Consider the following 24374-nt stretch of genomic DNA (forward strand, 5'->3'; position numbering starts at 1 on the left):
CCGCCGTCGCGGCGGCAGGCGCGCCGGACTCAGAGCGTCCCGCTCCGCGCACGGTCTGCACGCGACTCGAACGGGCTCGCCATGCTGGGCTGTCCGATCCAGACACGGTTGAGCAGCCGTGTGAACGGCGGACACGTCGTCCCCTCGATGCGCGCCATCGCCTCCTGATAGGGGCCGACGGTACGCAATCTCTCCGGCAGCAACGCGTAGGCGCGTGGCAGAAACCGCTTGGCCCGCGCCGCGCTGCGGCGTTCGCGCTCGCCATAGGGCAGCGCGAACGCAAGGCGCAGCCGCTCCGGCAGCATCTCGGCCGTCAGCGCCGTGAACCAGCGCGGCGGTGCGATCCACGTCGCCTCGCCCGAGAAGATGCGGTGCGCGATGTCGCGCGCGGCCGTGCCAACCGTGAGCGTCTCCGACGCCATCATATCGGCCGCATAGACCTTGAACGACCTCCAGTCCGGCGGCATGGCCTCGTGTGGAATTCCGAACAGGCCCGCGAATCGCATGGCCTCGCGCCAATATTGCTCGCGCTCGGCATCGCCGAGCGGCGGACACAGCAGGCCGTAGGACATCATCGCGGTCTCGACCAGGGTGGCATGGACCCAGCGCAGCGCGTCGACGTCGTTGGCGCGATAGCGCGAGCCGGCGGCGAACGGCCCAACCGTCTCCGGCATCACGCCATCGACCGCGGCGTGCCGCCGATACAGCCGCCGCGCCACGGCGACCGCCTGCGCGCGCGTGCCGAACACCATGGTGTAGACGATGCTGAAGGTGCGGTGGAAACGGCCGAGCGGATCGGCGAACACTCTGGACTGCTCGGCAATGCCCGCCGCCACCCAGGGATGGGCGAGCTGCAACAGCAGCGCGCGGCCGGCGCCGAGAAACAGCGCGGCCTCGCGATGCACGCGCCACATCACGCTGTCGGACGGCAGCACGGCGTCGCCCGGCATCGCCGGCGCGGCCAGCAGTTCGGCGATGCAACGTTCGAAATCGGCCTCGCTGACGATCACGGCCGCTGCGGGATCTCCAGCCCGCGCTGCACCGCCGGCCGCGCCAGGCCGCGCTCCAGCCAGGCCGGCACGTGCTTGAGCTCATCGAAGGCGACGATGTCGCGCGCGCCGTAGAACCCGATCAGGTTGCGCACCCAGCCGAGCGTCGCGATGTCGGCGATGGTGTAGTCGGCGTCCATGATCCACTGCCGGCCGTCGAGCCTGTTGTCGAGTACGCCGAGCAGCCGCCTGCTCTCCGCGACGTAGCGCTGCAACGGCCGCTTGTCCTCGTACTCACGGCCGGCGAATTTGTGGAAGAAGCCGAGCTGCCCGAACATCGGGCCGATGCCGCCCATCTGGAAATGCACCCACTGGATGGTCTGCCACCGCCGCGCCGGATCGTCGGGGAGAAATTTCCCGGTCTTCTCGGCAAGGTACTGCAGGATCGCGCCGGATTCGAACAGGCCGAGCGGCTTGCCGCCGGGACCGTCGGGATCGATGATCGCGGGAATCTTGCCGTTCGGAGTGAGCGACAGGAATTCCGGCGTCTTCTGATCATCCTTGCCGAAATCGATCGCATGCGGCTCGTAGGCCAGGCCCGTCTCCTCCAGCATGATCGAGACCTTCACGCCGTTCGGCGTCGGCAGTGAATAGAGCTGGATGCGGTCGGGATGCCGCGCCGGCCAGCGCGCGGTGATCGGGAAGCTGGAGAGATCGGACATGATGGCTTTTTGCTCGCGCTGTCTCGTTGAGAGCTCAATCTAAGCCCGTGAACCGCCGCTGCAAGGTTCGATGCGGAACTGGCCGCGGCCGGCGATCTTATGTTGCTGCATCGTGCAGAAGGCCAGCATGCCGAGCCCGACCTACCGATTGATCATGCAGGCGATGCTCTCGCGCCAGCAGATTCTGTGCATCTATGGCGGCTTCGCCCGCGCGATCTGCCCGATCATCCTCGGCCACACCGCCGGCCGCGAGCGCGTGCTCGCGTTCCAGTTCGCGGGCGGCGCGAGCAGCGGCCTGCCGCCGGGCGGCCAATGCAAGTGCTTCGATGTCGCCGACATGAGCGAGGTCGAGCTGCGCCAGGGGCGCTGGCATTCCGGGCGCAGCCACCGCCGGCCGCAATATTGCGTCGCCGAGGTCGAGCTCGACGTCAATCCGGACAGCCCCTACGAGCCGAAACGACCGATCGCGACAGCGCAGCGCGGCAAGCTCCGGCGCAAGCGCTGACGCTACTGCGGCTCGCGCAGGCGCACGCGCAGCAGTGCCGGCAGCTTCGAGGTGGCGTCGTGCTGCGCGAGCTTGGCCGCGACGCGGCGCATCAGCGACGACGCGCCCTGCCTGGCAAACACCTTGATGCCGCGATAGCTGAAATCCACCACCACCTCGTGATGGCGCATGCCCTTGCCGCCCTTGACCAGGCCAAGGTCGCGCACCAGGCAATAATGCCCGTCGCTCATGCGTGCCAATCGGGTGTTCTCGAACATGCAGCGAAGCAATGCACCGAGTCGCAAATCCGTCAAGATTGACAGGAACGACTCATGAACCCAGCACGTCGGCAACGCGCCGCCGCGGCGCAAACGGCAGCGCCGGCCCGTAGCCGAAGCGCAGCACGAGATCCGGCCGCCTCGTCGTTCCGACCACGCGCGCCAGCTCTGGCCGCAACGCGGCGACTTCGACCGGCTGGTTGACGAAGGCGAGCTTCAGCCCCAGCCGCGTCGCTTCGAGCGCGAAGCGCTGGCACGCCTGCCCGGCCCTGATCCAATGCGAGGCGTCGGCCTGCTCGGCGGTGAACACGGCGACACCGGCCGATGAGCTGATCTGCCGCGCATATCTGTCGTTCTCCGATGCTGCATTGAAGAGCTGATCGAAGGCGAGGCCACCGAGCGCGGTCGGCAATGACGGATTGCCGCTGGCCGCCGCGAACAGGCCGTCGCCCGTCTCCATCGCGCTCCGCGGATTGAACCGCAGCCAGCTCTTCAGCTCGCGCAAGAACGCGGCATCGTGCATCTGCGCATCGTTGCCGGCGACCACGAGATCGCGGATGGCAGCGATCACGGCGGGAGCCGTGATGATCGCGAGATCGACGCCTGGCATCGCCGAGGCCGCCTGCAGCGCGGCGAGATCGCCTGGCGGCACCGCTCGTCCGTCATACTCCGCGCGCGTCGACTGCCTGCGGACGATGGCCGCAAGCCGCGCATCGTCATGCGCCGTGCCGTTCGTGAAGCTGTACCGCACCATCCGGCCGTCGCTGCTGATCTCGCCCGGACGGCCGCTCGCATCGGCGGCGATCGCGAGATTGGTGGCCGCGCAGCCGAGGCTGACGAACAGATGATGGTCGTCCGGATCAACCACCGGCGTGCGGCGTGACGGATCGGGCATGATCTCGATCGCATCCCGCGTCACGCGAAAGCGCCACGGCTGCGTGTTGTGGCTGTTGGCCGCGAGCGTCGCGTAACGGATGACATCGGTGATGTCGGACGACAACGGCGCGCGCAACCGGGCACTATAGTCGTCATATGCGCGCATCGTGCCGGTCGCGGCGCGCCAGGAGCCGGCGCCGAGCGCGGCCGCTGCAAGCGCGCTGCCGCCTCCTATCAGGACTCGCCGTCGGTTCATGACTCTGCGCCCGCAATTCTCGCCGCATCTCGATATGCTCACGATAAGCATGCTCCGCATCGGCGCGTTGTTGCAGATCAAGGCCGCCGCAGCAGCCGGCAAAACATCAACGCCATGCTGTTGACAGCACCAACAAAGCGGCGTATGTCCCGCGGCCTCGCGAGCGACTGCGCCCGCGACAAACATGAGCGAGACGATGTCCTTCGGCTACGAACACTTCATCCGCACGTCCAACGGCGTCATGCCGGTGGATGGCGCACGCCATGCTCGGGGGAGCGATCTTGCTTGAGGCAAGATCAACAGTCCGCATCACACGGACCCTCCCGAGCCCGCCGCTCCGGAGGGTTTTTTGTTGCCCTCACGTGAGCCGGCTGCACGGCGAACAACCAGATGTCCCGGCCTCGAGCCGGAACGGGAGACCCGGATCCCGGGGCTCGCGCAGGTGATGCGCGTGGCCTGCGCGCGCGGGGCCTGTCGGAGGGAACGAGGCGGCAACGCCGGACACCGATGACAGAGCGAGCTCCCTGGAGCTCGCAACACGCGGCGCCGTGCAGCGCCGCAGACAAGCCAATTGAATTCCCGGCCGTTCGCAGCCGGGAGCTGCTGGTGGTGAAGATCGCGGCTCCTTCGCGCCAATGCGGCCGCGCGCCGCCTTCGATCGATCGTACCGTGGAATCCGTCAAGCGAGATGGGTGAGTCGCGGGTTGCGGCGAGGCTGATGCCAAGCCTGCGTTTCGATCGTCGTATCGCCGTGATCGCCCGTTCCCCAGCACGCCATCAATGCCGCCCGGCCGCATCCCGCAGCCGTGCGGCCAAGGCGGTGGTGAAGATGCCTGTTACTTCGTTGAAACCGAGCGCCCCACTGGGGCAGCAACAGCATCACCCATTCCCCGCCGAACTCATTCGCGAGCCGTGGTGAAGATGACTGTTACTTCGCCTTCCACGCCAGAGGTCGCGGGTTCGAATCCCGCCCGGCGTCATGCCGGTAGCTTAGAGGTCAGAGCGCTGTCCGGGCCATGCAAGTGGCCCGGATCTCAGTCATCGCCCGTTCCCGGCTCGTGATCCATCTCAACCGGTGGCTGTCCGCCAACAGGCGGTCACGTCGTTACGGCGCAGCTGCTGGCTGTGCCGCCGTCTTCCACGCGCCGTGGTGAAGAGTGCTGATACTTCGATTGCTAATCGAGAGGTCGTGGGTTCGACTCCCATCCGGCGTTCCATGCGCCGGTAGCTCAGCGGTAGAGCACTAGCCGATCAGCATTCGCCCGTTCCCGGCGCGTGGTTCCCATCACGCCTGATCTCGAACGAGATCGCGCGTGCCGGCCGATGCTCCCGGCCATTTATCCATCGACCATTAACCCAAGAGGAGGCCCTGGCATGGTCAAGCTCAACACGTTCCTGCGCGCCTTCACCCACGAGGGTGCGCCGTCCCGACAGCTCGCGCCGGCACAGGCGCTGCAGCGCACGCTGATGAGCTGCCTGCTCTGGGAGGACCAGTTCTACGAGGACGGGGTCGCGATCGCCGATCGCATCAAGGCGCTGGTGCCGCAGGTCGAGCCGCGCGAGGTGGCTCAGCTCGCGGTCCGTGCGCGCGAGGAGATGAAGCTGCGGCACGCGCCGCTGCTCGTCGCCCGCGAGATGGCGCGGTTGCCGTCGCACCGCGCGCTGGTCGCCGAGACGCTGTCGCGCATCATCCAGCGGCCGGACGAGATGGCCGAGCTGCTCGCGATCTACTGGGCGGACGCTCTCGGTCCGCAGCAGCAGCGCAAGCGGCAGCCGGTCTCGGCGCAGGTCAAGAAGGGGCTGGCGAAGGCGTTTTCGAAGTTCGACGCCTATCAGCTCGCGAAGTATGACCGCGAGGGGCCGGTGCGGCTGCGCGACGTCCTCTTCCTGGTTCACGCCAGGCCCAGGGATGCCGTCCAGGAGGCGGTGTGGAAGCAGCTCGTCGATGGCGAGCTGCCCTCGCCCGACACCTGGGAGGTCGCGCTGTCGGCCGGTGCGGACAAGCGTGCGAGCTTCGAGCGGCTGCTCGGTGAGAACAGGCTCGGAGCGCTGGCGCTGTTGCGCAACCTGCGCCTGATGCGGCAGGCCGGAGTGCCGCGCGCAACGATCGCACAGGCGATCGCGACGATGCGGACGGACCGGGTGCTGCCGTATCGGTTCATCACGGCGGCCCGGCATGCGCCGGCCTTCGAGCCCGAGCTCGAGGCCGCGATGTTCAGGTCGATCAAGGGTTACGCGCGGCTCAAGGGCCGCACGCGGCTCCTGATCGACGTCTCCGGCTCGATGTTCGCGGCGCTGTCCGCGAGGTCGGAGATGACGCGCGCGGACGCGGCGTGCGGGCTGGCGATCCTGGCCCGCGAGGTCTGCGACGAGGTGGAGATCTTCACGTTCAGCAATGAGGTCGTGAAGGTGCCGCCGCGGCGTGGCTTTGCGCTGCGCGATGCGATCCTCGGGTCGCAGCCGCATTCCGGGACCTATCTCGGCCGTGCGGTCGGCGAGGTCGACCGCAAGGGCGACCGCCTGATCGTCTTCACCGACGAGCAGAGCCACGATGCGGTGCAGCCGCCCAGGGCGCGCGGGACCGTGGTCAACGTGGCGTCGTACCAGCACGGGGTCGGCTACGGGCCCTGGACGCGGGTCGACGGCTTCTCCGAGGCCGTGATCGCCTGGATCGCGGCGCAGGAGAAGATTCTGCGCGGCGCGACCCTGCACTGACGACAAACGACCCGGACGCGCCACAGACGCGCCCGGGTCTTCTTCCACAAACAGTGGACCACCCCACGCGCCCCCGTTTAAGTGACGCCATGTACCTGTCCATCGCCACGACCCATCAGCCTGCCACCGATCTCGGCTACCTGCTCAACAAGCATCCGGAGCGGCTGCACGAGCTCGCGCTCACCTATGGCAAGGCGCTGATCTTCTATCCCGAGGCCAGCAATGATCGCTGCGAGGCGGCGCTGGTGCTCGACGTCGATCCGATCGGCCTCGTCCGCGGCAAGGGCCAAGGCGACGGGCTGCTCGATCAATATGTCAACGACCGCCCCTATGCCGCGTCGTCGTTCCTGTCGGTCGCGCTGAACAAGGCGTTCCGGACCGCGATGAACGGCGTCAGCAGCGCGCGCCAGGCGCTCGCCGAGAGCGCCATTCCGTTGGAGGCGGTCGTGACACCCCTGCCCCTGCGCGGCGGCGAAGCCGTGCTGCGGCAATTGTTCGAGCCGTTGGGCTGGCAGGTCGAACTCGCACCCATTGCGGGACCACAGGGCGATGCGATGAGCCGCTACGTGCGACTGACATTGCGCGGCATTGCGCGGCTCAGCGCACTGCTCAACCATCTCTACGTGCTGATCCCCGTGATGGACGATGCCAAGCATTACTGGGTCGGCGACGAGGAGATCGACAAGCTGCTCAAGCGCGGCGAAGGCTGGCTCGACGCCCATCCTGCCAAGGAGCTGATCGTGCGCCGCTATCTGCGCCACCGCGGCGTGCTCGCGCGTGCGGCGCTGGCACGGCTCGCGCCGGAGACGCAGGACGAGACGGCCGAGCCCGAGGCGCGCAGCCTGACAGAAGACAAATTGGAGGCGCCGATCCGGCTCAACGACCTGCGCATGACGGCGGTCATCGAGGCGCTGCGGACCACCGGTGCCAAGACCATCGCCGATCTCGGCTGCGGCGAAGGCCGGCTGCTGCAGCTTCTGGTACGCGAACGCTGGGTCGAACGACTGATCGGGCTCGATCCCGCGGCCGGCGAGCTGGAGCGCGCGGCCAAGCGGCTCAAGCTGGGCTTCCCCGGTGGCCCGCCCGAGGGCCGCGTCACCTTGCTGCACGGCTCGCTGACCTATCGCGACGCGCGCTGGGCGGAGGCCGACGCCGCTGTTCTGGTCGAGGTGATCGAGCACCTCGATCCCGACCGGCTGCCGATGCTCGAGCGCGTGGTGTTCGGCGCCGCGCGGCCGCGCGCGGTGATCGTGACCACACCGAACGCCGACTACAACGCACTGTTTCCAAGCCTGCCCGCCGGACAGTTTCGCCACCGCGACCATCGCTTCGAATGGTCGCGCGCCGAGTTTGCCGACTGGGCGCAGCGGATCTGCGCAACCTTCAACTATCAGGCCGCCTTCTCCGGCATCGGCCATCACGACGAGAGCCATGGCGCGCCGACGCAGATGGCCGTCTTCACTCGCTGAGCAATTCCATGAACATCGAAATCCCCGATTTCGCGCTGGTCGTGCTGATCGGCTCGACCGGCTCCGGCAAGTCGACCTTCGCCGCCAGGCATTTCCTTCCGACCGAGGTGATCTCCTCGGACCATTGCCGCGCGCTGGTCGCCGACGACGAGACCGACCAGGGCGTCTCCGCCGACGCGTTCGACATCGTCCGCGAAATTGCCGGCAAGCGGCTGAAGCACCGCAGGCTCGCCGTCATCGACGCCACAAATGTGCGCCCTGCCGACCGGAAGGGCTGGGTCGAGCTCGCGCGCAAATGGCATGCGCTGCCGGTCGCGATCGTGTTCGATCCCGGCATCGACGTCTGCATCGACAGAAACAGGACGCGTCCCGAGCGCGCCTTCGGCGGCCCCGTCGTGCAGCGCATGGTCTCGGAGATCCGCCGTGGTCTCGGTGGGCTGCAGCGCGAGGGCTTTCGCCAGGTGTGGAAGCTCGACAGCGTCGCGCGCATCGAGGCCGCGACCATCGCGCGGCAGCCGTTGTGGACCGACAAGCGGCATGACGCCGGACCGTTCGACATCATCGGTGACGTACACGGCTGCGCGGCCGAATTGCAGGCGCTGCTGGCGAAGCTCGGCTATCAGGTCACATGGAGCGACACAGAGGGTCGACGCGCCGTCACAGTGACGCCGCCCGCGGGCCGCAAGCTCGTCTTCGTCGGCGACCTCGTCGACCGCGGCCCGCAGTCACCCGATGTGCTGCGCATCGTCATGAGCATGGTGGCGGCCGGCACCGCCTATGCCGTGCAGGGCAATCACGACCGCAAATTCCAGCGCTGGCTGGCGGGCCGCAAGGTCACGATCGCGCACGGCCTGCAGGCCACGATCGATCAGCTCGCCAGCGAGGAGCGAAGCTTCCGCGACACTCTGCCGGGCTTTCTCGACGGGCTGCGCAGCCATGTCTGGCTCGACGGCGGCCGGCTCGCGGTGGCGCATGCCGGGCTGAAGGAGGAGATGATCGGCCGCGGCTCCGGCGCAGTGCGCGAATTCGCGCTGTATGGCGAAACCACCGGCGAGATCGACGAATTCGGCCTGCCCTTGCGCGCCGACTGGGCCGCGAACTACCGCGGACCGACCACCGTGGTCTACGGTCACACGCCGGTGCGATCAGCCGAATGGGTCAACAACACCATGTGCATCGACACCGGCTGCGTGTTCGGCGGCCGGCTGACAGCGCTGCGCTGGCCGGAGCGTGAGCTCGTCGAGGTCGAGGCCGAGCGCGTCTGGTGCGAGCCGGTCCGTCCGCTCGCGCCTCGCGCCGGCAGCGCCTCCGCGCAGGCCGAGGCCGATCAGCTGCTCGATATCGATGATGTGAGCGGCCGCCGCTGGATCGACACCACGCTGCGCGGCCGCATGGTCGTGGCCGAGGAGAACGCGGCCGCCGCGCTGGAGGTGATGAGCCGCTTCGCGCTGCCGCCGCAATGGCTGGTCTATCTGCCGCCGACCATGTCGCCATCGGAGACGAGCGCGCGCGAGGGTTGGCTGGAACGGCCCGAGGAGGCGTTCGCGCATTTCCGCGCCCGCAACGTTGCCGAGGTCGTGTGCGAGGAGAAGCACATGGGCTCGCGCGCCGTCATTGCGCTATGCAACAGCGCCGATGTTGCCAGGGCCCGCTTCGGCATCGCAGGCGACGAGAGCGGCGCGATCTGGACCCGCACCGGCCGCGCCTTCTTCAACGATGCCGCGATGACCGAGGCGCTGCTGGCACGGCTGCGTGACGCTGTCGACAGCGCCGGCCTGTGGCAGGAGCTGCAATCCGACTGGCTGCTGCTCGACGCCGAGATCATGCCCTGGTCGGCCAAGGCCGGCAGCCTGATCGAGAGCCAGTACGCGCCGGTCGCGGCGTCATCGGTCGCCGGCCTCGAAGCAGCAGCCGACGCAGTGGCGCGCGCCGCCGCGCGTGGCCTCGATGTCGCCGCGCTCGGCGACCATTTCCGCGATCGTGTCGCGCGCGCCAAGCGCTATGGCGCTGCCTGGGCGCCTTACGTCTGGCCGGTCGGCGGCATCGACGATCTCAAGGTCGCGCCGTTTCATCTGCTCGCCAGCGAGGGCCGGGTCTGGTTCGATCAGGACCACGTCTGGCACATGACGCTCGCCGATCGGCTGGCCGCCGCATCAGCATCCGTCGTCACTCGCACGCAATGGCGCACTGTTGTGCTGGCCGACGACACGGCCGTCGCCGACGCCATCGCGTGGTGGGAGCAGCTCACGGGAAGCGGCGGCGAAGGCATGGTGGTGAAGCCGAAAAACTTCGTCGCGCGCGGACCGAAGGGCCTCATTCAGCCGGCGCTCAAGGTGCGCGGGCCGGAATATCTGCGCATCATCTACGGCCCGGAATATGATGCGCCGGAGCACATCGTCCGGCTGCGCCAGCGCAAGCTCGAGGGCAAGCGCAACCTGGCCCTGCGCGAGTTCGCGCTCGGCCACGAGGCGCTGACCCGCTTCGTCGCCCGCGAGCCGCTGCGCCGCGTGCACGAATGCGTGTTCGCGGTTCTGGCACTGGAGAGCGAGCCGATCGATCCGCGGCTGTGAGCCGCTCAACAACCAACCACGGCGATCTTCTGCGATGTACAAGCCGGTCTTGCGCGATTGGATCTGGGCTGACGGACGCGGACCAGAGCTGCGACGAGCGCACTTTTTCGGCCACGGATTGAACTTGATCGCCCTCGACTATCTGAACCCGGACTGGGCTTCCGAGGACGATATGCGACACTTGATCCTTCACAAGACTCAAGTGCATCAAGTCACCCCAGAGGAAGTCCATGACTATTCCCGTGAAACCGTCGATTGGGGGCCCGCGATCGATCAAGCCGCCGTGGTGGACCTGGGACGATCAGCCTGGCTGATGAGCTTCTCCCAGCGGCATCTTGCCCGCTGCCGACATTTTCGCATCATGTTCTATGACGAATATGTCGACGTCATCTGCGAGAGTATCACAGCCGCCCATGGTGCCTACGCTCCGTAGTTGTGGCGCCCAGTGACGGGCGCTCTCGAGCCAAACGTGACTTTGGGCAGCCGAACTGCGGAAGGGAGCCATGGGATCGTTCATCACCAACCTCCACGTTCGCGACGCCGCACCTCGCAACGCGGTCCGTAAGAAAGCGATCGAGGCCTATCCGATGATTGCCGCCAAGATGCCGAATCCGCCGAGCCTCGAGCAATATCTCGCCGACATCGAAAAGCGCATGGCTACAAGGCCTGCCGCAATCGTCGCCACGCCGTCCCCAGCCAGGCCGTTCATGTTTGCCGAAGACAGGTTGACGGGCCTCGCTGAGCTTCTCGGCATTCCCAGCGGACATGCACTTGATAGCTATCACTACCTCTCCGGTGGCGAGGGCACGCCCGGAGTGCTGACGCTCATCGGGCCGGACGGCGAAACCGAGATCAGCTTGTCTTGAGTGCGCGGACCGGCTTCTGAGACCCGTCTCGTCATCGCAGCGCGCAGCCGCAGGGGCGTGCGAGCGAGCCGATCGAGCGGCGGGGTGAGCGTAGGACGGTGGCCTCAGGTCGACGGGGGTGAGCTTCCGCAGGGCCGCTGACATCGTCACCGATGTGCCGGCTGCCTTCGAGGAGATCGAAGCCATCGCGGTCATGCTGCTGACGCAGCAGGTATTGGTACTGCCTCTCGATGTCGGCGATATCATCATCGTGGAGCAGCTTCCTGGCAGTCACGCCGTCTCGTCCAGGTACGATTCCCGGAACGCGACGCCGTTCCTCCGGCGCGATCCCCTTCGGCTTGATCCTGCGCAACGAACGGACGCAGGACACACGCTACCTCGCTACCGTGCCTACACCACTCCCCAAGGAGGCTTGAATGAGGACGTCCTTGCAACTCGCCATCGTCATCGCCGCCACCGCGGCCATGCCCGCTTTCGCTCAGGGAACCGGGCCGGTGGCAACGCAATGCGCCGCTGACATCCAGAGCTTCTGCTCCGGCAAGCAGCACGGCGCAGGCCAGGTTCGCGCCTGCCTCGAGACCAACCGCGAGAAAGTCTCAGCGGATTGCCGCCAGGCTCTCGACACGACGGGACCCGGCCGAGGCAAAGGCCAAAGACGCTGAGCATGCGCATCGGCTGGCCTGGCCCGGTTCCGGGCGCAGGCCAGCCGGCAACTTCCACGGCGATCCGGCCGCGCCCGGGCGAGATCGCCTGCGCCCAGACGAAGCCGATCTTCGGCGCCAAACACCAGCCTTTCCAATGCGATCGGGGTTCGCATGCCGCGTCCACGAAAATTTCGCTTTCGTTTTTCCGAATTCTATGAAATACTCCGCCTGTCCCGCCTCGCCATGAGGGGCGCTTCGCGATCGTCACGAACGTGGAGGCGGTGATGCGACGGGCGCAGGCTGCCGCAGCATGGTTCTCCGTGCGGACGAACGGCAGAAGGCGCCGGCGAAATCGTGTGGTCCTGGCCTCCCGATGCTGAGGTCAAGCCGGCCGAGATGATGACCAGCTGGCGACGGGGGCAAACAAGCCGGTCCCCGGGGAGAGCACGTATAAGCCGTCAAACCGTTGCGCAGGGAAGGCCGGAATGTCCGGCTGAGCCTGTGGTTCCTGCCCCGTGCACTTCTTCACGCACGGGGGCCGCGGGTATCAGCGGATACCCGGTCTTCCCTGCGCCCTCTCCTCTCGAGAGGGACATCGTTCTGATATCACCCGGGCGCGCAACGCGCCGCGGGATCGCGATCGCATATCCGGCTGTTTGACATTCACATCAGAACAATCCGTTCAGCGAGATGGGCGCGAGCTCTCACTTGCCATCGTCGAGATGGACCAGCACCGCCGCATTGGCGATGATGATGGCGTCGCTGCCGGCCTCGGCCGGAATCTCCAGCCCGCCCTTCACGGCGGTGACGGTGACCGTGCCATAGGGCAGCTCCTTGGCGACGGCCGCGGTGTCCACCGCCTCGGGGTTCGGCACGCCGATGGTGACGTCGACGAACATGTCCTGCGGCGTCTTGCCGACCATGCGGAAGAAGCCCAGGCTGGAATGACGGATCGCATCGGACACCGCCCGCCTGGCCGCCTTGGTGGCGTCGCGGCCGTGGACGTCGACGCCCATTCCCATCTCGGTGATACAGCGGATGCGCGCCATGACGTGTTCCCTCGTCTCGCTTTGCCGGCCTGGCACGACCATAGCCAACGACGCAGCCGGCGCAAGCCGGTGCAGATCGACGACGATCTCCGCATCAAAACGGTCATCCATTGCGGGCGTATATCGTACATGATGACGCTCAGACGCTGAGAAAGCCCGTGAGATGGTCTCGGGCCGCGGGCATCGGGCTTGCGCGCCTGCCGCAACGGCCGCCGCCGGAGGGAGATGGCTCGTCGCGACGACGGCGCCCCCCGCGGCATCACACCGCGCAGTAGCGATCCTGGATGTCCTTGTCGGCCAGCAGCGCCGCGGCGCTGCTCTCATGCACGACCTCGCCCTGGTCGATGATGACGGCGCGATCGGCGAGCCGCAGCGCCCATTCGACATTCTGCTCCACCAGCAGCAAGGTCTTGCCCTGGTCGCGCAGCCGGCGAAACAGCACGCCCATCTCCTCGACGAGCACCGGCATGATGCCTTCGGAGGGCTCGTCGAGCAGCACCATGCGCGGCCGCGCGATCAAGGCGCGCGCGATCGCCAGCATCTGCTGCTCGCCGCCCGACAGCGTGACGCCCTCCTGGTCCAGCCGCTCGTTCAATCGCGGAAAGGTCTCGGCGATCTCGGCGAATGCCACGCGCTCGTCGATGTCGGCCTTGGCGGCGACCAGCCCAAGCCGCAGATTCTCGCGCACGGACAGGCCCGGCACGATGCGACGCTCCTCCGGCACATAGGCGAGGCCGAGATGGAAGCGCTTGTGCGCGGCCAGCGGCAGCAGGCCCTGGCCGGCGAAGCGCACGCTGCCCGAGGCCTTCGGCATCAGTCCCATGACGGTACGCAAGGTCGTGGTCTTGCCGGCGCCGTTGCGGCCGACCAGCGCCACCACCTCACCCTCGTTCACGCGCAGCGAGATGCCGTGCAGCACGTGGCTGGCGCCGTACCAGGCCTGGACATTGTCGAGCTCGAGCAACGCGGTCTCAGCCATAGCCCTCACTCTGTCCCAGATAGACCCGGCGCACGTCCGGATTGGATCGGATGTCCTCAGGACGACCATCGGCGAGCAGCCGGCCGTGATGCAGCACCAGCACCCGCTGGCTCAAGCCGAGCACCATCTTCATCTTGTGCTCGACCAGCAGCACCGTGCGCTTCTCCGCGAGCCGCTCCAGCAGCGCCACCATCTCCTTGGTCTCTTCCGGCCCCATGCCCGCGGTCGGCTCGTCGAGCAGCAGAAGCTCCGGCTCGGAGACCAGCGCAATCGCGATCTCCAGCGCGCGCTGCTGGCCGTGGGCGAGGTACTTGGCGAGCTCGCCGCGCCGGCCGATCAGGCCGACCGCCATCAAGGCTGCATCGGCGCGTTCGCCGAGCTCGGCAAGATCGGCGCGCTTGCGCCAGATGTCGTAGCTCACGCGCATGGCCTGCGCGGCGACCCGGACATTCTCGTGGACCGACAAATCGGGAAAGATGTTGGTGATCTGGTACGAGCGCGAGATGCCCTGATGCACGAAGCGATGCTGCGGCAGGCCGTTCAGCTCGCGGCCCTTGAACCGCAACGTGCCGCTGCTCGGCGACAGCGTGCCGGAGAGAATGTTGAAGAAGGTGCTCTTGCCGGCCCCGTTCGGGCCGATGATCGAGGTCAGCTCGCCGGCCGCGAACGCGACCGAGATGCCTTCCAGCGCGACGAAGGCGCCGAAACGACGGCCGATCCCGTCCGCGCGCAGCAGCTCGGTGCTCATCGGCGTTGCCTCGCGATGGGCAGCACATCGAGGAACGTGCCCCAGATGCCCTTGGGCAGGAACAGCACGAACACGACGAAGATGGCGCCGACGACGATCTGCCAATGCGGCGTCCACAGCGAGACGACGTCCTCCAGGATCAGGAAGGTGGCGGCGCCGACGAACGGCCCGAAGAAGCTGCGTGCGCCACCGAGCAGCACCATCATCACGATCATGCCGGAGGTCTGGTAGTGCAGGATGTCGAGCGGAACGATGGACAGATGCAGCGCCGACATGCAGCCGCCGACGGCGGAGATCGCGCCCGACAGCATGAACACGATCAGCTTGCAGCGCTCGACGTCGTAGCCGCAGGCCCGCGCGCGCTGCTCGTTCTCCCTGATCGCTTCGATCACGGCGCCGAACGGCGAGTTGAGGATCCGCGACTGCACCCAGATCGCGATCGCCGCGAGCACCATCAGCACGTAATATTTGTTCACGGGATCGAGGAAGTTGATCTGCGCGCCGAACAGACCGATGTGCTCGACCGTGAAGCCGCGCAGCCCGTTCTCGCCGCCGGTGAAGGAGGAGGCCTGCAGCGCGAAGTAGTAGACGAGTTGCGCCAGCGCGAGCGTGACCATGGAGAAATAGATGCCGCGGGTGCGCGTCGAGATCGTGCCGATCAACGCGGCGAGCAAGGTGCTCGCGGCGATCGCCAGCGGCACCGCGACGAACCATGGCAGGCCCCAGCGGCCGATGGCGATGCCGGTCAGATACGCGCCGGTGCCGAAGAAGGCGGCGTGGCCGAACGACAGCAGCCCGGTGTAGCCGAACAGCAGATTGTAGCCCATCACCACGACGCCGTAGATCAGGACGTTCACGGCGAGCGCCTTCGACGGCAGCAGCCAGGGCAGCAGCGCCAGCGCAATGAGCGAGACCAGCACGCGGTGATCCGCGAGAACCGCGACGAGACGCTGCGCCTGAGGAAGCGGCGGTGCTTCGCCGGTCGACTGCACCGTCATCACGCTCTCCCCTTGAGGCCGAACAGACCCTGCGGCCGCACCAGCAGCACGGCCGCCATCAGCGCGAACATCACGATCGTCGCCATCTCGGGCGCGAACAGCGCGACCATGCTGATGCAGATCCCCACCATCAGCCCGGCGACGACAGCACCGACGATCGAGCCAAGGCCGCCGATCACGGTGACGACGAAGGCTTCCGCCAGCACCAGCGTTCCCATCTCCGGATTGACGCTGCGCATGGGTCCCGCCAGCACGCCGCCGAGCGCGGCGAGACCGACGCCAAGGCCGAAGATCGCGAGCCACACCTTGCCGATGTCGACCCCGAGCACCCGCATGATCAGCGGATCACGCGCGCCGGCCCGGACGATCAGACCGACCCGGGTCTTCTCCAGCATCAGCCAGAGCACCAGCAGCACGACGGCCACCAGCGCGATCACGAACAGACGATATTTGGGAAAGAAGCCGACACCGAGATCGACGACGCCGACCAACTGCGACGGGGTCGGGAACGGAATGCCATCGCTGCCGAATACGATGCGCACGCCCTCGACCAGGATGTAGCTGAGACCGAAAGTGAGCAGCAGGGGATCATCGATCGAGCGGCCATACAGGCGACGGACCAGGACGTATTCGATCAGCATGCCGAATGCGCCGACCAGAATTGGCGCGAGCAGCAAGCCCCACCAGAAGCTGCCGGTCAGCGACGCCACATACAGGCCGGCATAGGCCCCGATCATGAACAACGCGCCGTGGGCGAAATTGACGACACCCAGCATGCCGAACACGATGGTGAGACCGAGCGCAGTGATGACCAGCACCGCCCCAAGGGCGATGCCGGAAAACAGCTGCATGATGATCAGCGAGAGGTCCATGCGATCGGGATCAGGTGGGATGACCCAGTTCGCTGCAGCTTCGCAGCATCTCGTCCGCCCCGGGATCGCTGGCTACGATCGCGAACAGGTCGTTCTCGTTGGCCATCGCCGACTTCTTCTTGGACTCCAGCACCAGCACCGACTGCACCGACTGGTGGTCGCATTTGCGGTAGTGCTGCGGGCCCTTGGTCAGGTCGTATTGCAGTCCTTCCAGTGCCGCGACGACCTTGTCGGTGTCGGTGCCGCCGGCGGCCTGCATCGCCTGCAGCAGCGAGCCGACGCCCGAGTAGCCATAGGCGCCGTAATCGGTCGGGATCGCGCCGCCATTGGCGGCCCGGAACGCCTTGTTGAACTCGGCCGCGGTCTTGTTCTGGGTCTCGAGACCCCAATAATAGTTGGCGCCTCCGACCACGCCCTCGAACACGTCAGGCCCGACGGCGAGACGCTGGTTGTGCAGGATCACCGGCACCACGATCTTCATCTGCTGCTTGATGCCGAAGTCGACCGCCTGCTTGATCGCGTTGGCCTGGTCGCGGCCGAAATTGCTGATGCACAGCACGTCCGGGCGCAGCGACATCAGCCGCGGCATGAAGGTCGAATAGTCGGCCGCACCGAACGGATGCAGGATCTCGCCGACGCTCTCGGCGCCAACAGCGGCCTGCGCCCGCTTGAAGCCGCGCAGCATCTCATGGCCGTAGGCATAGTCGGCCACGAGATGCGCGACCTTCATGCCCTTCTTGATCGTCTGGCGGGCCACGGCCGCCGTGGTCATGTGCGGGTTCAGCGCCTCGTGGAAGGTGTATTTGCTGAAATCCTTGGCCTCGTTGATGGTGTCGGACTGGCTGATCGACACGTAGATCACGCCGCGGGCGCGCGTCACCTCGTTGACGGCGAGCTGGACGGCGCTGGAGAGCGCGCCGACGACGGCGTGCACCTTGTCCTTCTCGATCAGCTCCAGCGTCCGCGTCGCGGCCTCGCCGGCGTTGAGCTTGTCATCGCGCACCAGGAGCTCGACCTTGCGGCCGGCGATGCCCCCCTTGTCGTTGACCAGCTTCACGGCGAGCTCGGCGCACTTGACCTGGTCACGGGCCTCGGCGGCGAACGGGCCGGTCAGCGGCGTCGGAAAGCCGATGCGGATGGTGTCATCGGCGGCGCGTCCCAGGCGCGGCATCGCGAGCGTGGCGACACCGGCCGACATCCCCATCAGCGCCGTGCGGCGGGATATTCCTGTGCGTCGCAGCCTCGTCTCGTAGCTTGGCATGATCTCCTCCCTCATTCGTTTTTCTTAGAACCGGTTGAGCGCCTTGAGCACGCGCGCGGGCGTGATCGGGATGGTGTTGATGGTCGCGCCGAAGGGCATCAGCGCATCATTGACCGCATTCAGCACGCAGGCCGAGGCAGCGGCGGTGCCGGCCTCGCCGCAGCCCTTTGCGCCGAGAATGGTGTCCGCCGTCGGCGTCTCGACGTGATCGATGGTGATGTCCGGCATCTCCATCGCCATCGGCACCAGATAGTCGGCCAGCGATCCGTTGAGCAACTGGCCGGTCTCACCGTAACGGCATTCCTCGAACAGCGCCGCGCCCAGACCCTGAACGACACCGCCGCGCAACTGCTCGTCGACCAGCATCGGATTGATGATGCGGCCGCAGTCCTCGACGACATAGTGCTTCAGCAGCCTGATGAAGCCGGTCTCGACATCGACTTCGAGATAGCAGCCTTGAATGCCGTTGGTGAAGGCGAAGGGGTAGCCCTGCGGCGCGAAATGATGGCTGACCGTCAGTTGCGCCTGGGTGCCCGGCGGCAAGGTGTCGGAGCGGAAATAGGCGATGCGCGCGATCTCGGCGACCGGCAGACGCGGCTGCCCCGTCGCGGCACTGACGATCTGGCCATCGACGACGTCGAGCGCGGCGGGCTGCTCCTGCAGCACCAGCGCGGCAATCTCCAGAATGTTTGCCTTGAGCTTCCGCGCGGCCTGCAGTGCCGTCTCGCCACCGATGCCCGCGCCGCGGCAGGCCCAGGTCGCACCACCATGCGGCGTGACCTCGGTATCGCCGGTGATGATCTTGACGTGCTCCTGGGCGAGGCCGAGCTGCTCGGCGACGATCTGGCTGATGATCGCCTCGGTGCCCTGCCCCTGCTCCGTCACGGAGATCGCGCAGCGCACCTCGCCCGACGGCGTCAGGCTGACGGTCGCGCCATCCTGCGACGAGATGCGCGCGCCGCCGACGCCGTAGAAGGCCGGACTGGGGTTCGTAATCTCGACGAAGGTCGCGATGCCGATGCCGCGATGGATACCGCGCCGGCGCAGCTCGGCCTGCTCGGCCCGTAGCGCGTCGTAGTCCATGATCTCGCGCAGCCGCCGCAGGCAGACTTCGTGCGACAGCGCCTCGAACTTGTAGCCGGTCGGCGAAGCCGTCGGATAGGCATTGTCGGCAATCACGTTCCTGGCGCGCATCGCGAATGGATCGAGCCCGACGCGGGCAGCGGCGAGATCCACCATGCGCTCGGTGACCGCGCAGGCGATGGGATGTCCGACCGCGCGATACTGGCTGGTCTGCACCTTGTTCTGGAATACGACCTCGAGCTCGGTGCGATAGGACTTGAAATCATAGGGCGCACCGATCAGGCGGATGACCTGGTTGCCTTCGACGACGCTGGTGCGCGGATAGGTCGAGAACGCGCCGATCGCCGTGGCATCGTGGACATCCATGGCGAGGATCTTGCCGTCGGTACCAACGGCCATGCGCGCGTGGACATGGTGATCGCGGGCATGAATATCCGAGACGAAGGACTCGATGCGATCGGCGACGTATTTGACCGGGCGCCCGAGCAGGATCGACAATCCGACGACCGCCATGTCCTCGTGATAGACATGCAGCTTCATGCCGAACGAGCCGCCGATGTCCGGCGCGATTACGCGCACGCGGGCTTCCGGGATGCCGTAGTGACGGGAATACAGGTCCTGGAACTGATACGGCGTCTGCGTCGCATGATGCACCGTCAGCGCGCCGCTCTCGGGATCATAGTCCGCAATGATGGCGCGCGGCTCGAGCGTCACCGGCGTATGGCGGCCGAAGCTGAAGTCCTGCTCGATCACGTGCGCGGCCGACGCGAAGGCCTCGTCGACGCCGCCGCTGTCGAGCTGCGTACGGAAGCAGACGTTGGATGCGGAAGCCGGATTGACCCGCGGTGTCCGCGGCTGGCGAGCGGCGTCGAGATCGACCACCGCCGGCAGCTCCTCGTAACCGACCGAGATCAGCTCCAGCGCATCCTCCGCGATCGCCCTGCTCTCGGCAACCACGGCAATCACGGCCTGGCCGGCCCAGACGACGCGATCGAGCGGCAACGGCAGCTGCGGCTCGGACGTCATGCCCTTGAAATGATCGAGTGTTCCGGTCCATGGCGTACAGATCTTCGCCAGATCAGCGCCGGTCGCGACCAGATGAACGCCCGCAAGCGCCCGCGCCGCATCGACCTCGATGCCGGTGATGCGTGCATGAGCATAAGGGCTGCGCAGGAAGGCAGCGTACAGCATGCGCGGCAGGCGAATGTCGGTCACGTAGCGCCCGCGTCCGGCGAGCAGCCGCTTCGCATTCGGACGCGGGACGGAGCGGCCGATATAGGAATTCGGACGGTCGAGCGAGGTCAGCGGCACGGTCATGGCGACGAGCCCTCCGCGCCCTGCGATGGCGTTGCCGCCCGTGCCGCGGCGACCGCGGCAATGGCGTCGACGATCGCTTCGTATCCGGTGCAGCGGCAGAAATTGCCCGAGAGCGCGTCGCGGATGCTCTCGCGACTCGGCCGTGCCGAATGGGTCAACAGCTCATGAGCGGTGATCAGCATGCCCGGCGTGCAGAACCCGCATTGCAGCGCATTGCGCCGATGAAACTCGGCTTGCAGGTCGGCGATCACGCCGCTCTCCGAGAGCCCCTCGATGGTCTCGATGCGCGCACCATCGGCCTGCACGGCAAACATCAGGCAACCATGCACGGCAGCGCCGTCGAGCTGAACCAGACAGGCGCCGCAGGCGCCCATCTCGCAACCGGCATGCGTGCCGGTCAATTCGAGCTGCTGGCGAAGACAATCCACCAGCGTGTCGCGGGGCGCGACGTCACACGCCACCTTGCGGCCGTTGACGATGAGGCGAATACGGACCTGCTCCTCGGCCTCGACGTCGACCGGCGCGCTCATGCGGCTTCTCCGATCCGTCCCAGCAGACGGCCGAGCAGAACGCGCGCCAGATGCAGGCGCATCGCCGCCGGAACATCGTCGCTGTCAGCAGGCGCGAGATCGTCGTCGAGCGCGGCCTGCGCGGCCGCAATCCGTGCCGCATCGATCCGGCTGCCCGTGAGGACTGCCTCCGCCCGTCTCGCACGGGTCGGGATATTGCCGACCGAGAAGAACGCGATGCGGAGGCGCTCGATCAGATCGCCCTGGCAGGTCGCGAGCAAACCGCAACCGACCAGTGCATAGTCGCCGCGCCGGCGGGCCAGCTCATCGAACGCGATGCGCTGACCGGCTTTGAAGAGAGGAACATGAACCGCAACGAGGAGCTCGCCGGGCGCGATCGCAGTCTCAAAAAGGTCGGTGAAGAAGTCGTCGGCCTTGACGCGGCGCAGGCCGGACGCGCCGGCAATCTCGATCTCGGCGTCGAGCGCCAGCACCATCGCCGGAAATTCGGAGGCCGGGTCGGCCAGCGCGACGCTGCCGCCAAAGGTCCCGCGATTGCGGATGGCAGGATGCGCGACGAACGGCGCCGCGGCACGCAACAGCGGGGCAAACTCGGCAATCAAGGGATCGGTCAGCATCTCGCAGTGCCGGGTCAAGGCGCCGATCCGCAACCATTCGCCGTCCCGCGTGATGCCGCGCAGCTCTGCAATGTGGTTGATATCGATCAGAGTTCGCGGGGCCTGGAGACGCAACGCCAGCGCCGGAACCAGGCTCTGGCCACCGGCAATGAATCGCGCATCGTCGCCGGCGCTCGCATGAGCTTCGAGCGCCTCGCCGATCGTGTGTGCACGAAAATAGCTGAAAGCCCTCGCTTTCATCCGTTTCCTCGCCGCCAGGGCTCGCCAGCCCGAAATTCCAGATTTGTAACCATCTGGTCTCAAAACAATTGCACGCGGCGGCAGTGCGGTCAACCAGAAACGAACGATTGGTCACAAATCTGCTTTCGGGTATCAGACAGGCTTGTCGCCACAATCGATTGAGACCATGGCCAGGACTCCGAAGACAGCGAGCGTTGAGACGAAGGGCCGCATTGGTGGACGCCCGCGCAAAACCGACGGCCGCCCACAGGCGAGGCGCCGCAACATGCGCGCTGCCGACCGCGAGCGCCTGATCGTGGATGAAGCGATCCGCTTTTTCGCCGAGCGTGGCTTCGAAGGCCAGACGCGGGAGCTCGCCAAGCGCATGGGCATCGCGCATTCGGTGATCTACCGGCACTTCCCCAGCAAGGAAGCCCTCATCGAACGCGTCTATCAGGAGGTCTATCTGAGCCGCTGGTCGCAGGACTGGGGCCCGCTGATCCGCGATCGCAGCCATCCGCTCAAGGCGCGACTGACCGGCTTCTATCTCGACTACGTGGCGCGCGTGTTCGAATACAACTGGGTGCGGATCTTCGTGTTCTCCGGCATGAAGTCGTTCGGCATCACCGGCCGCTATCTCGACCTCGTCCGGCGCGAGATCATCGAGCCTGCCGCGATCGAGCTGCGGCATGAACTGCAGCTCCCGGACACCGCGACCCGCCCCCTCGGCAGCCGCGAGGCGGAGATGTTCTGGGGACTGCACGGACGCATCTTCTATCTCGCGATCCGAAAGTTCATCTACGAAACACCCGTTCCATCTGATCTCGAGCAGACCGTCCGTGATGCGATCGACCTCTTCATGGACGGCGCCAGACTGGCACTCCCGCGACTGCTGCACGACGATCAGGCCGGACCATTACGATGATCCGGCCCGTCGTCGACGACCGTCACGCCGTCCGGCCGCGCCCGCCCTTGATCTTCGCGGCGACGAGATACGATAGCGGCATGGCGACGACGAATCCGACCAGCGCCGCCAACGGCAGGTCTTTCATCGGACTCGCGACCAGCCCCTGCACCGTCAACAATGCCGTCACCGCGCTGCCTGCCAGCACCGTGCCCAGCATGACCCAGATGAGAATTGCGACCTTGAACATCTGTCCTTCTCCGCCAGTAGGAAAGCTTTCGATCCCTTGACGCGAGAATGCTCTGCCTGCGGCCTCCAGGCGGCATTGATTTGGAACAACCGGACTCAGCAATCGAGGGAGGAGCGACCGCTCCTCCCTCGATCAGTCCCGATGAGCCGACGGACTGTCGGCGATGCCTCGCGGTCGGCGATCGAACGACACTGCTCTATCGTGTCGCTGGAACGAAGTGATCGCGTTTGCTGACCGACGTCCCGGTCGCCGGATCCGTGATCTTGATCTCGATGTCCACCGGCGCGGAGGGAAGGTCGGCCCCCTTGGCCTCGATCGACATGCGGATCTCGCGAGTCTGATCCTGGCCCACATCGATCACCATGCGACCGTCCTGCTCGCGCGTCTCGCCGGCCACCGTCACCTTGGCGTTCGGAAGCCCCACGACGTCCAGCACGAAGTCGCGCGGCCCGCGCTTGTTGAGCAGGCGGACCGTGTAGTCGTTACGGACGCCGCCATCCGACAACTGCACGAACAGCGGGTTACGTTCATGCAGCACGTTGATGCCCATCGTGCCGCGCGTCGCCAGCGAGTACAGCATGATTCCGCCGACGATCGCGATGAAGCTCGCATAGATGATCGTGCGCGGCCGGATGATCCGGTAGATCTCGGGCTTGCCTTCCTTGCGGCGCTGGACGTTGATGTCGGTGTCGTAGCCGATCAGGCCGGTCGGACGGCCGATCTGGGTCATCACGCTGTCGCAGGCGTCGATGCACAGGCTGCACTGGATGCAGCCGAGCTGGATGCCGTGGCGGATGTCGACGCCGGTCGGGCAGACGTTTACGCATTGGTGGCAGTCGATGCAGTCCCCGGCGGGTGCGCCCTGCAGCCGAGCGGCTTCCGCCTTCTTGACCGACATGCGCGGTTCGCCGCGGTCGCCCTTGTAGGTGACGTTGAGCGCCCATTCGTCGGTCAGCGCCGCCTGGATGCGCGGCCACGGGCACATATAGATGCAGACCTGCTCGCGGGCGTGACCGGCGAACACATAGGTCGTCGCCGTCAGGATGCCGATCCAGAGATAGGCGGTGAACGGCGCCTGGAAGGTGGCAAGGTCCTTCACCAGGGTCGGCGCATCGTCGAAATACAGCACCCAGGCGCCCCCGGTCCACCAGCCGATCATGATCCAGAGGAAGTGCTTGAGCGCAACCTGGCGGAAATGGGTGAAGGTCCAGCCGCGCTTGTCGCTGAGCATGCGCTCACGGCGGTCGCCCTCGGCCCAGCGCTCGACGGCGTAGAACAGGTCGGTCCACACCGTCTGCGGACAGAGATAGCCGCACCACAGCCGGCCGGCGACCGCGTTCATCAGGAACAGGGCGACCGCCGCAATGATGAGCAGGCCGGTGAAGTAGTAGACCTCCTGCGGCCACAGCTCGATGAAGAAGAAGTAGAACCGGCGGTGCGGGAAATCGACCAGCACCGCCTGGTTCGGCATGCCGGGTCCGCGATCCCAGCGGACGAAGGGCAGCAGGTAGTAGATGCCGAGTGTGATGCACAGGATCGTCCACTTGATGCGCCGGAAGCGGCCGTGCACGGCCGCCGGATAGACCTTGTCGCGCGCCTTGTAGAGCGGCCCGACAATATAGGTGTCGTCCGAGTCAGCCATGATATCCCCGCTTCATCTTGCCGTCCTTCCGATCGG

At 66.6% G+C, this 24374-nt stretch carries 24 protein-coding genes and 1 tRNA gene; 10 read left to right on the forward strand and 15 right to left on the reverse strand.

The features are described 5' to 3' along the window. Positions 1-29 precede the first annotated feature (29 nt). Together ACQR1D_RS15435 and ACQR1D_RS15440 are read right to left on the reverse strand one after the other, a co-directional pair. On the reverse strand, positions 30-1010 hold the full coding sequence (locus tag ACQR1D_RS15435) for an oxygenase MpaB family protein (RefSeq protein ID WP_434839984.1): 981 nt from the start codon (positions 1008-1010) through the stop codon (positions 30-32). After that, complete coding sequence (locus ACQR1D_RS15440; RefSeq protein WP_315800358.1) at positions 1007-1711, reverse strand: glutathione S-transferase N-terminal domain-containing protein; 705 nt, start codon at positions 1709-1711, stop codon at positions 1007-1009. The genes ACQR1D_RS15435 and ACQR1D_RS15440 overlap by 4 nt, the downstream gene beginning before the upstream one ends. A 127-nt stretch (positions 1712-1838) precedes the next feature. On the opposite strand from ACQR1D_RS15440, the gene ACQR1D_RS15445 reads away from it, so the two are divergent. Beyond that, positions 1839-2216: a hypothetical protein gene (locus ACQR1D_RS15445; protein WP_434839983.1), complete on the forward strand. Its 378-nt coding sequence runs from the start codon at positions 1839-1841 to the stop codon at positions 2214-2216. A gap of 2 nt (positions 2217-2218) precedes the next feature. Here the strand turns inward: ACQR1D_RS15445 and ACQR1D_RS15450 are convergent, their stop codons facing one another. Further along, positions 2219-2446 carry a hypothetical protein gene (locus ACQR1D_RS15450; RefSeq protein WP_316180996.1) on the reverse strand — a complete coding sequence of 76 codons (228 nt, stop codon included), beginning with the start codon at positions 2444-2446 and terminating at the stop codon, positions 2219-2221. A gap of 79 nt (positions 2447-2525) precedes the next feature. Further along, positions 2526-3605, reverse strand: a complete 1080-nt coding sequence (locus tag ACQR1D_RS15455; RefSeq protein WP_434839982.1) for an Acg family FMN-binding oxidoreductase — start codon at positions 3603-3605, stop codon at positions 2526-2528. Between the two features lie 1142 nt (positions 3606-4747). On the opposite strand from ACQR1D_RS15455, the gene ACQR1D_RS15460 reads away from it, so the two are divergent. From ACQR1D_RS15460 to ACQR1D_RS15495, 8 genes are all read left to right on the forward strand, one after another. Further along, positions 4748-4822: transfer RNA gene (locus ACQR1D_RS15460), tRNA-OTHER, on the forward strand. Between the two features lie 157 nt (positions 4823-4979). Then, positions 4980-6320 (forward strand): TROVE domain-containing protein, encoded by a 1341-nt coding sequence (locus ACQR1D_RS15465; RefSeq protein WP_315800362.1) that lies wholly within the window; start codon positions 4980-4982, stop codon positions 6318-6320. An 89-nt stretch (positions 6321-6409) separates the two neighbouring features. Continuing rightward, positions 6410-7789, forward strand: coding sequence for a 3' terminal RNA ribose 2'-O-methyltransferase Hen1 (locus tag ACQR1D_RS15470; protein ID WP_315800363.1), 1380 nt, complete (start codon positions 6410-6412; stop codon positions 7787-7789). Between the two features lie 8 nt (positions 7790-7797). After that, the gene (locus ACQR1D_RS15475) at positions 7798-10359 is read left to right on the forward strand and encodes a polynucleotide kinase-phosphatase (protein WP_316181005.1); all 2562 of its coding nucleotides are present in this window, start codon (positions 7798-7800) and stop codon (positions 10357-10359) included. Between the two features lie 34 nt (positions 10360-10393). Beyond that, positions 10394-10792, forward strand: coding sequence for a hypothetical protein (locus ACQR1D_RS15480; protein ID WP_315800365.1), 399 nt, complete (start codon positions 10394-10396; stop codon positions 10790-10792). 70 nt (positions 10793-10862) lie between these two features. Further along, positions 10863-11225, forward strand: coding sequence for a hypothetical protein (locus ACQR1D_RS15485; protein ID WP_315800366.1), 363 nt, complete (start codon positions 10863-10865; stop codon positions 11223-11225). Positions 11226-11343: 118 nt separating this feature from the next. After that, on the forward strand, positions 11344-11742 hold the full coding sequence (locus ACQR1D_RS15490) for a hypothetical protein (RefSeq protein WP_434840040.1): 399 nt from the start codon (positions 11344-11346) through the stop codon (positions 11740-11742). Next, on the forward strand, positions 11690-11887 hold the full coding sequence (locus ACQR1D_RS15495) for a cysteine rich repeat-containing protein (protein ID WP_434896134.1): 198 nt from the start codon (positions 11690-11692) through the stop codon (positions 11885-11887). The genes ACQR1D_RS15490 and ACQR1D_RS15495 overlap by 53 nt, the downstream gene beginning before the upstream one ends. A 686-nt stretch (positions 11888-12573) precedes the next feature. Here ACQR1D_RS15495 and ACQR1D_RS15500 read toward each other — a convergent pair. From ACQR1D_RS15500 to ACQR1D_RS15540, 9 genes are all read right to left on the reverse strand, one after another. Beyond that, positions 12574-12918 carry a Lin0512 family protein gene (locus ACQR1D_RS15500; RefSeq protein ID WP_315800448.1) on the reverse strand — a complete coding sequence of 115 codons (345 nt, stop codon included), beginning with the start codon at positions 12916-12918 and terminating at the stop codon, positions 12574-12576. A 259-nt stretch (positions 12919-13177) separates the two neighbouring features. Then, entirely contained in the window at positions 13178-13897 is a 720-nt protein-coding gene (locus ACQR1D_RS15505) for an ABC transporter ATP-binding protein (RefSeq protein ID WP_315800369.1), read from the reverse strand. Beyond that, positions 13890-14645 (reverse strand): ABC transporter ATP-binding protein, encoded by a 756-nt coding sequence (locus ACQR1D_RS15510; RefSeq protein ID WP_316183494.1) that lies wholly within the window; start codon positions 14643-14645, stop codon positions 13890-13892. The genes ACQR1D_RS15505 and ACQR1D_RS15510 overlap by 8 nt, the downstream gene beginning before the upstream one ends. Continuing rightward, the gene (locus tag ACQR1D_RS15515; protein WP_434839083.1) at positions 14642-15643 is read right to left on the reverse strand and encodes a branched-chain amino acid ABC transporter permease; all 1002 of its coding nucleotides are present in this window, start codon (positions 15641-15643) and stop codon (positions 14642-14644) included. Before ACQR1D_RS15515 ends, ACQR1D_RS15510 begins: the two co-directional genes overlap by 4 nt. Next, entirely contained in the window at positions 15643-16515 is an 873-nt protein-coding gene (locus ACQR1D_RS15520; RefSeq protein WP_315800372.1) for a branched-chain amino acid ABC transporter permease, read from the reverse strand. Before ACQR1D_RS15520 ends, ACQR1D_RS15515 begins: the two co-directional genes overlap by 1 nt. Positions 16516-16525: 10 nt before the next feature. Beyond that, positions 16526-17776 carry an ABC transporter substrate-binding protein gene (locus ACQR1D_RS15525; RefSeq protein WP_434839082.1) on the reverse strand — a complete coding sequence of 417 codons (1251 nt, stop codon included), beginning with the start codon at positions 17774-17776 and terminating at the stop codon, positions 16526-16528. A 24-nt stretch (positions 17777-17800) separates the two neighbouring features. Continuing rightward, entirely contained in the window at positions 17801-20176 is a 2376-nt protein-coding gene (locus ACQR1D_RS15530) for a xanthine dehydrogenase family protein molybdopterin-binding subunit (protein WP_434839081.1), read from the reverse strand. Then, complete coding sequence (locus ACQR1D_RS15535) at positions 20173-20706, reverse strand: (2Fe-2S)-binding protein (RefSeq protein ID WP_434839080.1); 534 nt, start codon at positions 20704-20706, stop codon at positions 20173-20175. Before ACQR1D_RS15535 ends, ACQR1D_RS15530 begins: the two co-directional genes overlap by 4 nt. Beyond that, positions 20703-21563: an FAD binding domain-containing protein gene (locus ACQR1D_RS15540; RefSeq protein WP_316236721.1), complete on the reverse strand. Its 861-nt coding sequence runs from the start codon at positions 21561-21563 to the stop codon at positions 20703-20705. The genes ACQR1D_RS15535 and ACQR1D_RS15540 overlap by 4 nt, the downstream gene beginning before the upstream one ends. Positions 21564-21828: 265 nt before the next feature. Here ACQR1D_RS15540 and ACQR1D_RS15545 point away from each other — a divergent pair, with 265 nt between their 5' ends. After that, on the forward strand, positions 21829-22467 hold the full coding sequence (locus tag ACQR1D_RS15545) for a TetR/AcrR family transcriptional regulator (protein WP_434839079.1): 639 nt from the start codon (positions 21829-21831) through the stop codon (positions 22465-22467). A gap of 22 nt (positions 22468-22489) precedes the next feature. Here the strand turns inward: ACQR1D_RS15545 and ACQR1D_RS15550 are convergent, their stop codons facing one another. Next, entirely contained in the window at positions 22490-22696 is a 207-nt protein-coding gene (locus ACQR1D_RS15550) for a hypothetical protein (RefSeq protein ID WP_315712536.1), read from the reverse strand. A gap of 196 nt (positions 22697-22892) precedes the next feature. Further along, on the reverse strand, positions 22893-24338 hold the full coding sequence (gene ccoG, locus ACQR1D_RS15555; RefSeq protein WP_434839078.1) for a cytochrome c oxidase accessory protein CcoG: 1446 nt from the start codon (positions 24336-24338) through the stop codon (positions 22893-22895). Positions 24339-24374: the final 36 nt, after the last annotated feature.

The sequence above is a fragment of the Bradyrhizobium sp. HKCCYLRH2047 genome (assembly GCF_051168175.1).
GTDB lineage: Bacteria > Pseudomonadota > Alphaproteobacteria > Rhizobiales > Xanthobacteraceae > Bradyrhizobium.

Bases quoted from the DNA above. Each gene is read 5' to 3' on its own strand.
- ACQR1D_RS15440 (WP_315800358.1), bottom strand. From the start codon at position 1,711: ATGTCCGATCTCTCCAGCTTCCCGATCACCGCGCGCTGGCCGGCGCGG.
- ACQR1D_RS15445 (WP_434839983.1), top strand. From the start codon at position 1,839: ATGCCGAGCCCGACCTACCGATTGATCATGCAGGCGATGCTCTCGCGC.
- ACQR1D_RS15450 (WP_316180996.1), bottom strand. From the start codon at position 2,446: ATGAGCGACGGGCATTATTGCCTGGTGCGCGACCTTGGCCTGGTCAAG.
- ACQR1D_RS15455 (WP_434839982.1), bottom strand. From the start codon at position 3,605: ATGAACCGACGGCGAGTCCTGATAGGAGGCGGCAGCGCGCTTGCAGCG.
- ACQR1D_RS15465 (WP_315800362.1), top strand. From the start codon at position 4,980: ATGGTCAAGCTCAACACGTTCCTGCGCGCCTTCACCCACGAGGGTGCG.
- ACQR1D_RS15470 (WP_315800363.1), top strand. From the start codon at position 6,410: ATGTACCTGTCCATCGCCACGACCCATCAGCCTGCCACCGATCTCGGC.
- ACQR1D_RS15475 (WP_316181005.1), top strand. From the start codon at position 7,798: ATGAACATCGAAATCCCCGATTTCGCGCTGGTCGTGCTGATCGGCTCG.
- ACQR1D_RS15480 (WP_315800365.1), top strand. From the start codon at position 10,394: ATGTACAAGCCGGTCTTGCGCGATTGGATCTGGGCTGACGGACGCGGA.
- ACQR1D_RS15485 (WP_315800366.1), top strand. From the start codon at position 10,863: ATGGGATCGTTCATCACCAACCTCCACGTTCGCGACGCCGCACCTCGC.
- ACQR1D_RS15495 (WP_434896134.1), top strand. From the start codon at position 11,690: ATGCCCGCTTTCGCTCAGGGAACCGGGCCGGTGGCAACGCAATGCGCC.
- ACQR1D_RS15500 (WP_315800448.1), bottom strand. From the start codon at position 12,918: ATGGCGCGCATCCGCTGTATCACCGAGATGGGAATGGGCGTCGACGTC.
- ACQR1D_RS15505 (WP_315800369.1), bottom strand. From the start codon at position 13,897: ATGGCTGAGACCGCGTTGCTCGAGCTCGACAATGTCCAGGCCTGGTAC.
- ACQR1D_RS15510 (WP_316183494.1), bottom strand. From the start codon at position 14,645: ATGAGCACCGAGCTGCTGCGCGCGGACGGGATCGGCCGTCGTTTCGGC.
- ACQR1D_RS15515 (WP_434839083.1), bottom strand. From the start codon at position 15,643: ATGACGGTGCAGTCGACCGGCGAAGCACCGCCGCTTCCTCAGGCGCAG.
- ACQR1D_RS15520 (WP_315800372.1), bottom strand. From the start codon at position 16,515: ATGGACCTCTCGCTGATCATCATGCAGCTGTTTTCCGGCATCGCCCTT.
- ACQR1D_RS15525 (WP_434839082.1), bottom strand. From the start codon at position 17,776: ATGCCAAGCTACGAGACGAGGCTGCGACGCACAGGAATATCCCGCCGC.
- ACQR1D_RS15530 (WP_434839081.1), bottom strand. From the start codon at position 20,176: ATGACCGTGCCGCTGACCTCGCTCGACCGTCCGAATTCCTATATCGGC.
- ACQR1D_RS15535 (WP_434839080.1), bottom strand. From the start codon at position 20,706: ATGAGCGCGCCGGTCGACGTCGAGGCCGAGGAGCAGGTCCGTATTCGC.
- ACQR1D_RS15540 (WP_316236721.1), bottom strand. From the start codon at position 21,563: ATGAAAGCGAGGGCTTTCAGCTATTTTCGTGCACACACGATCGGCGAG.
- ACQR1D_RS15545 (WP_434839079.1), top strand. From the start codon at position 21,829: ATGCGCGCTGCCGACCGCGAGCGCCTGATCGTGGATGAAGCGATCCGC.
- ACQR1D_RS15550 (WP_315712536.1), bottom strand. From the start codon at position 22,696: ATGTTCAAGGTCGCAATTCTCATCTGGGTCATGCTGGGCACGGTGCTG.
- ccoG (WP_434839078.1), bottom strand. From the start codon at position 24,338: ATGGCTGACTCGGACGACACCTATATTGTCGGGCCGCTCTACAAGGCG.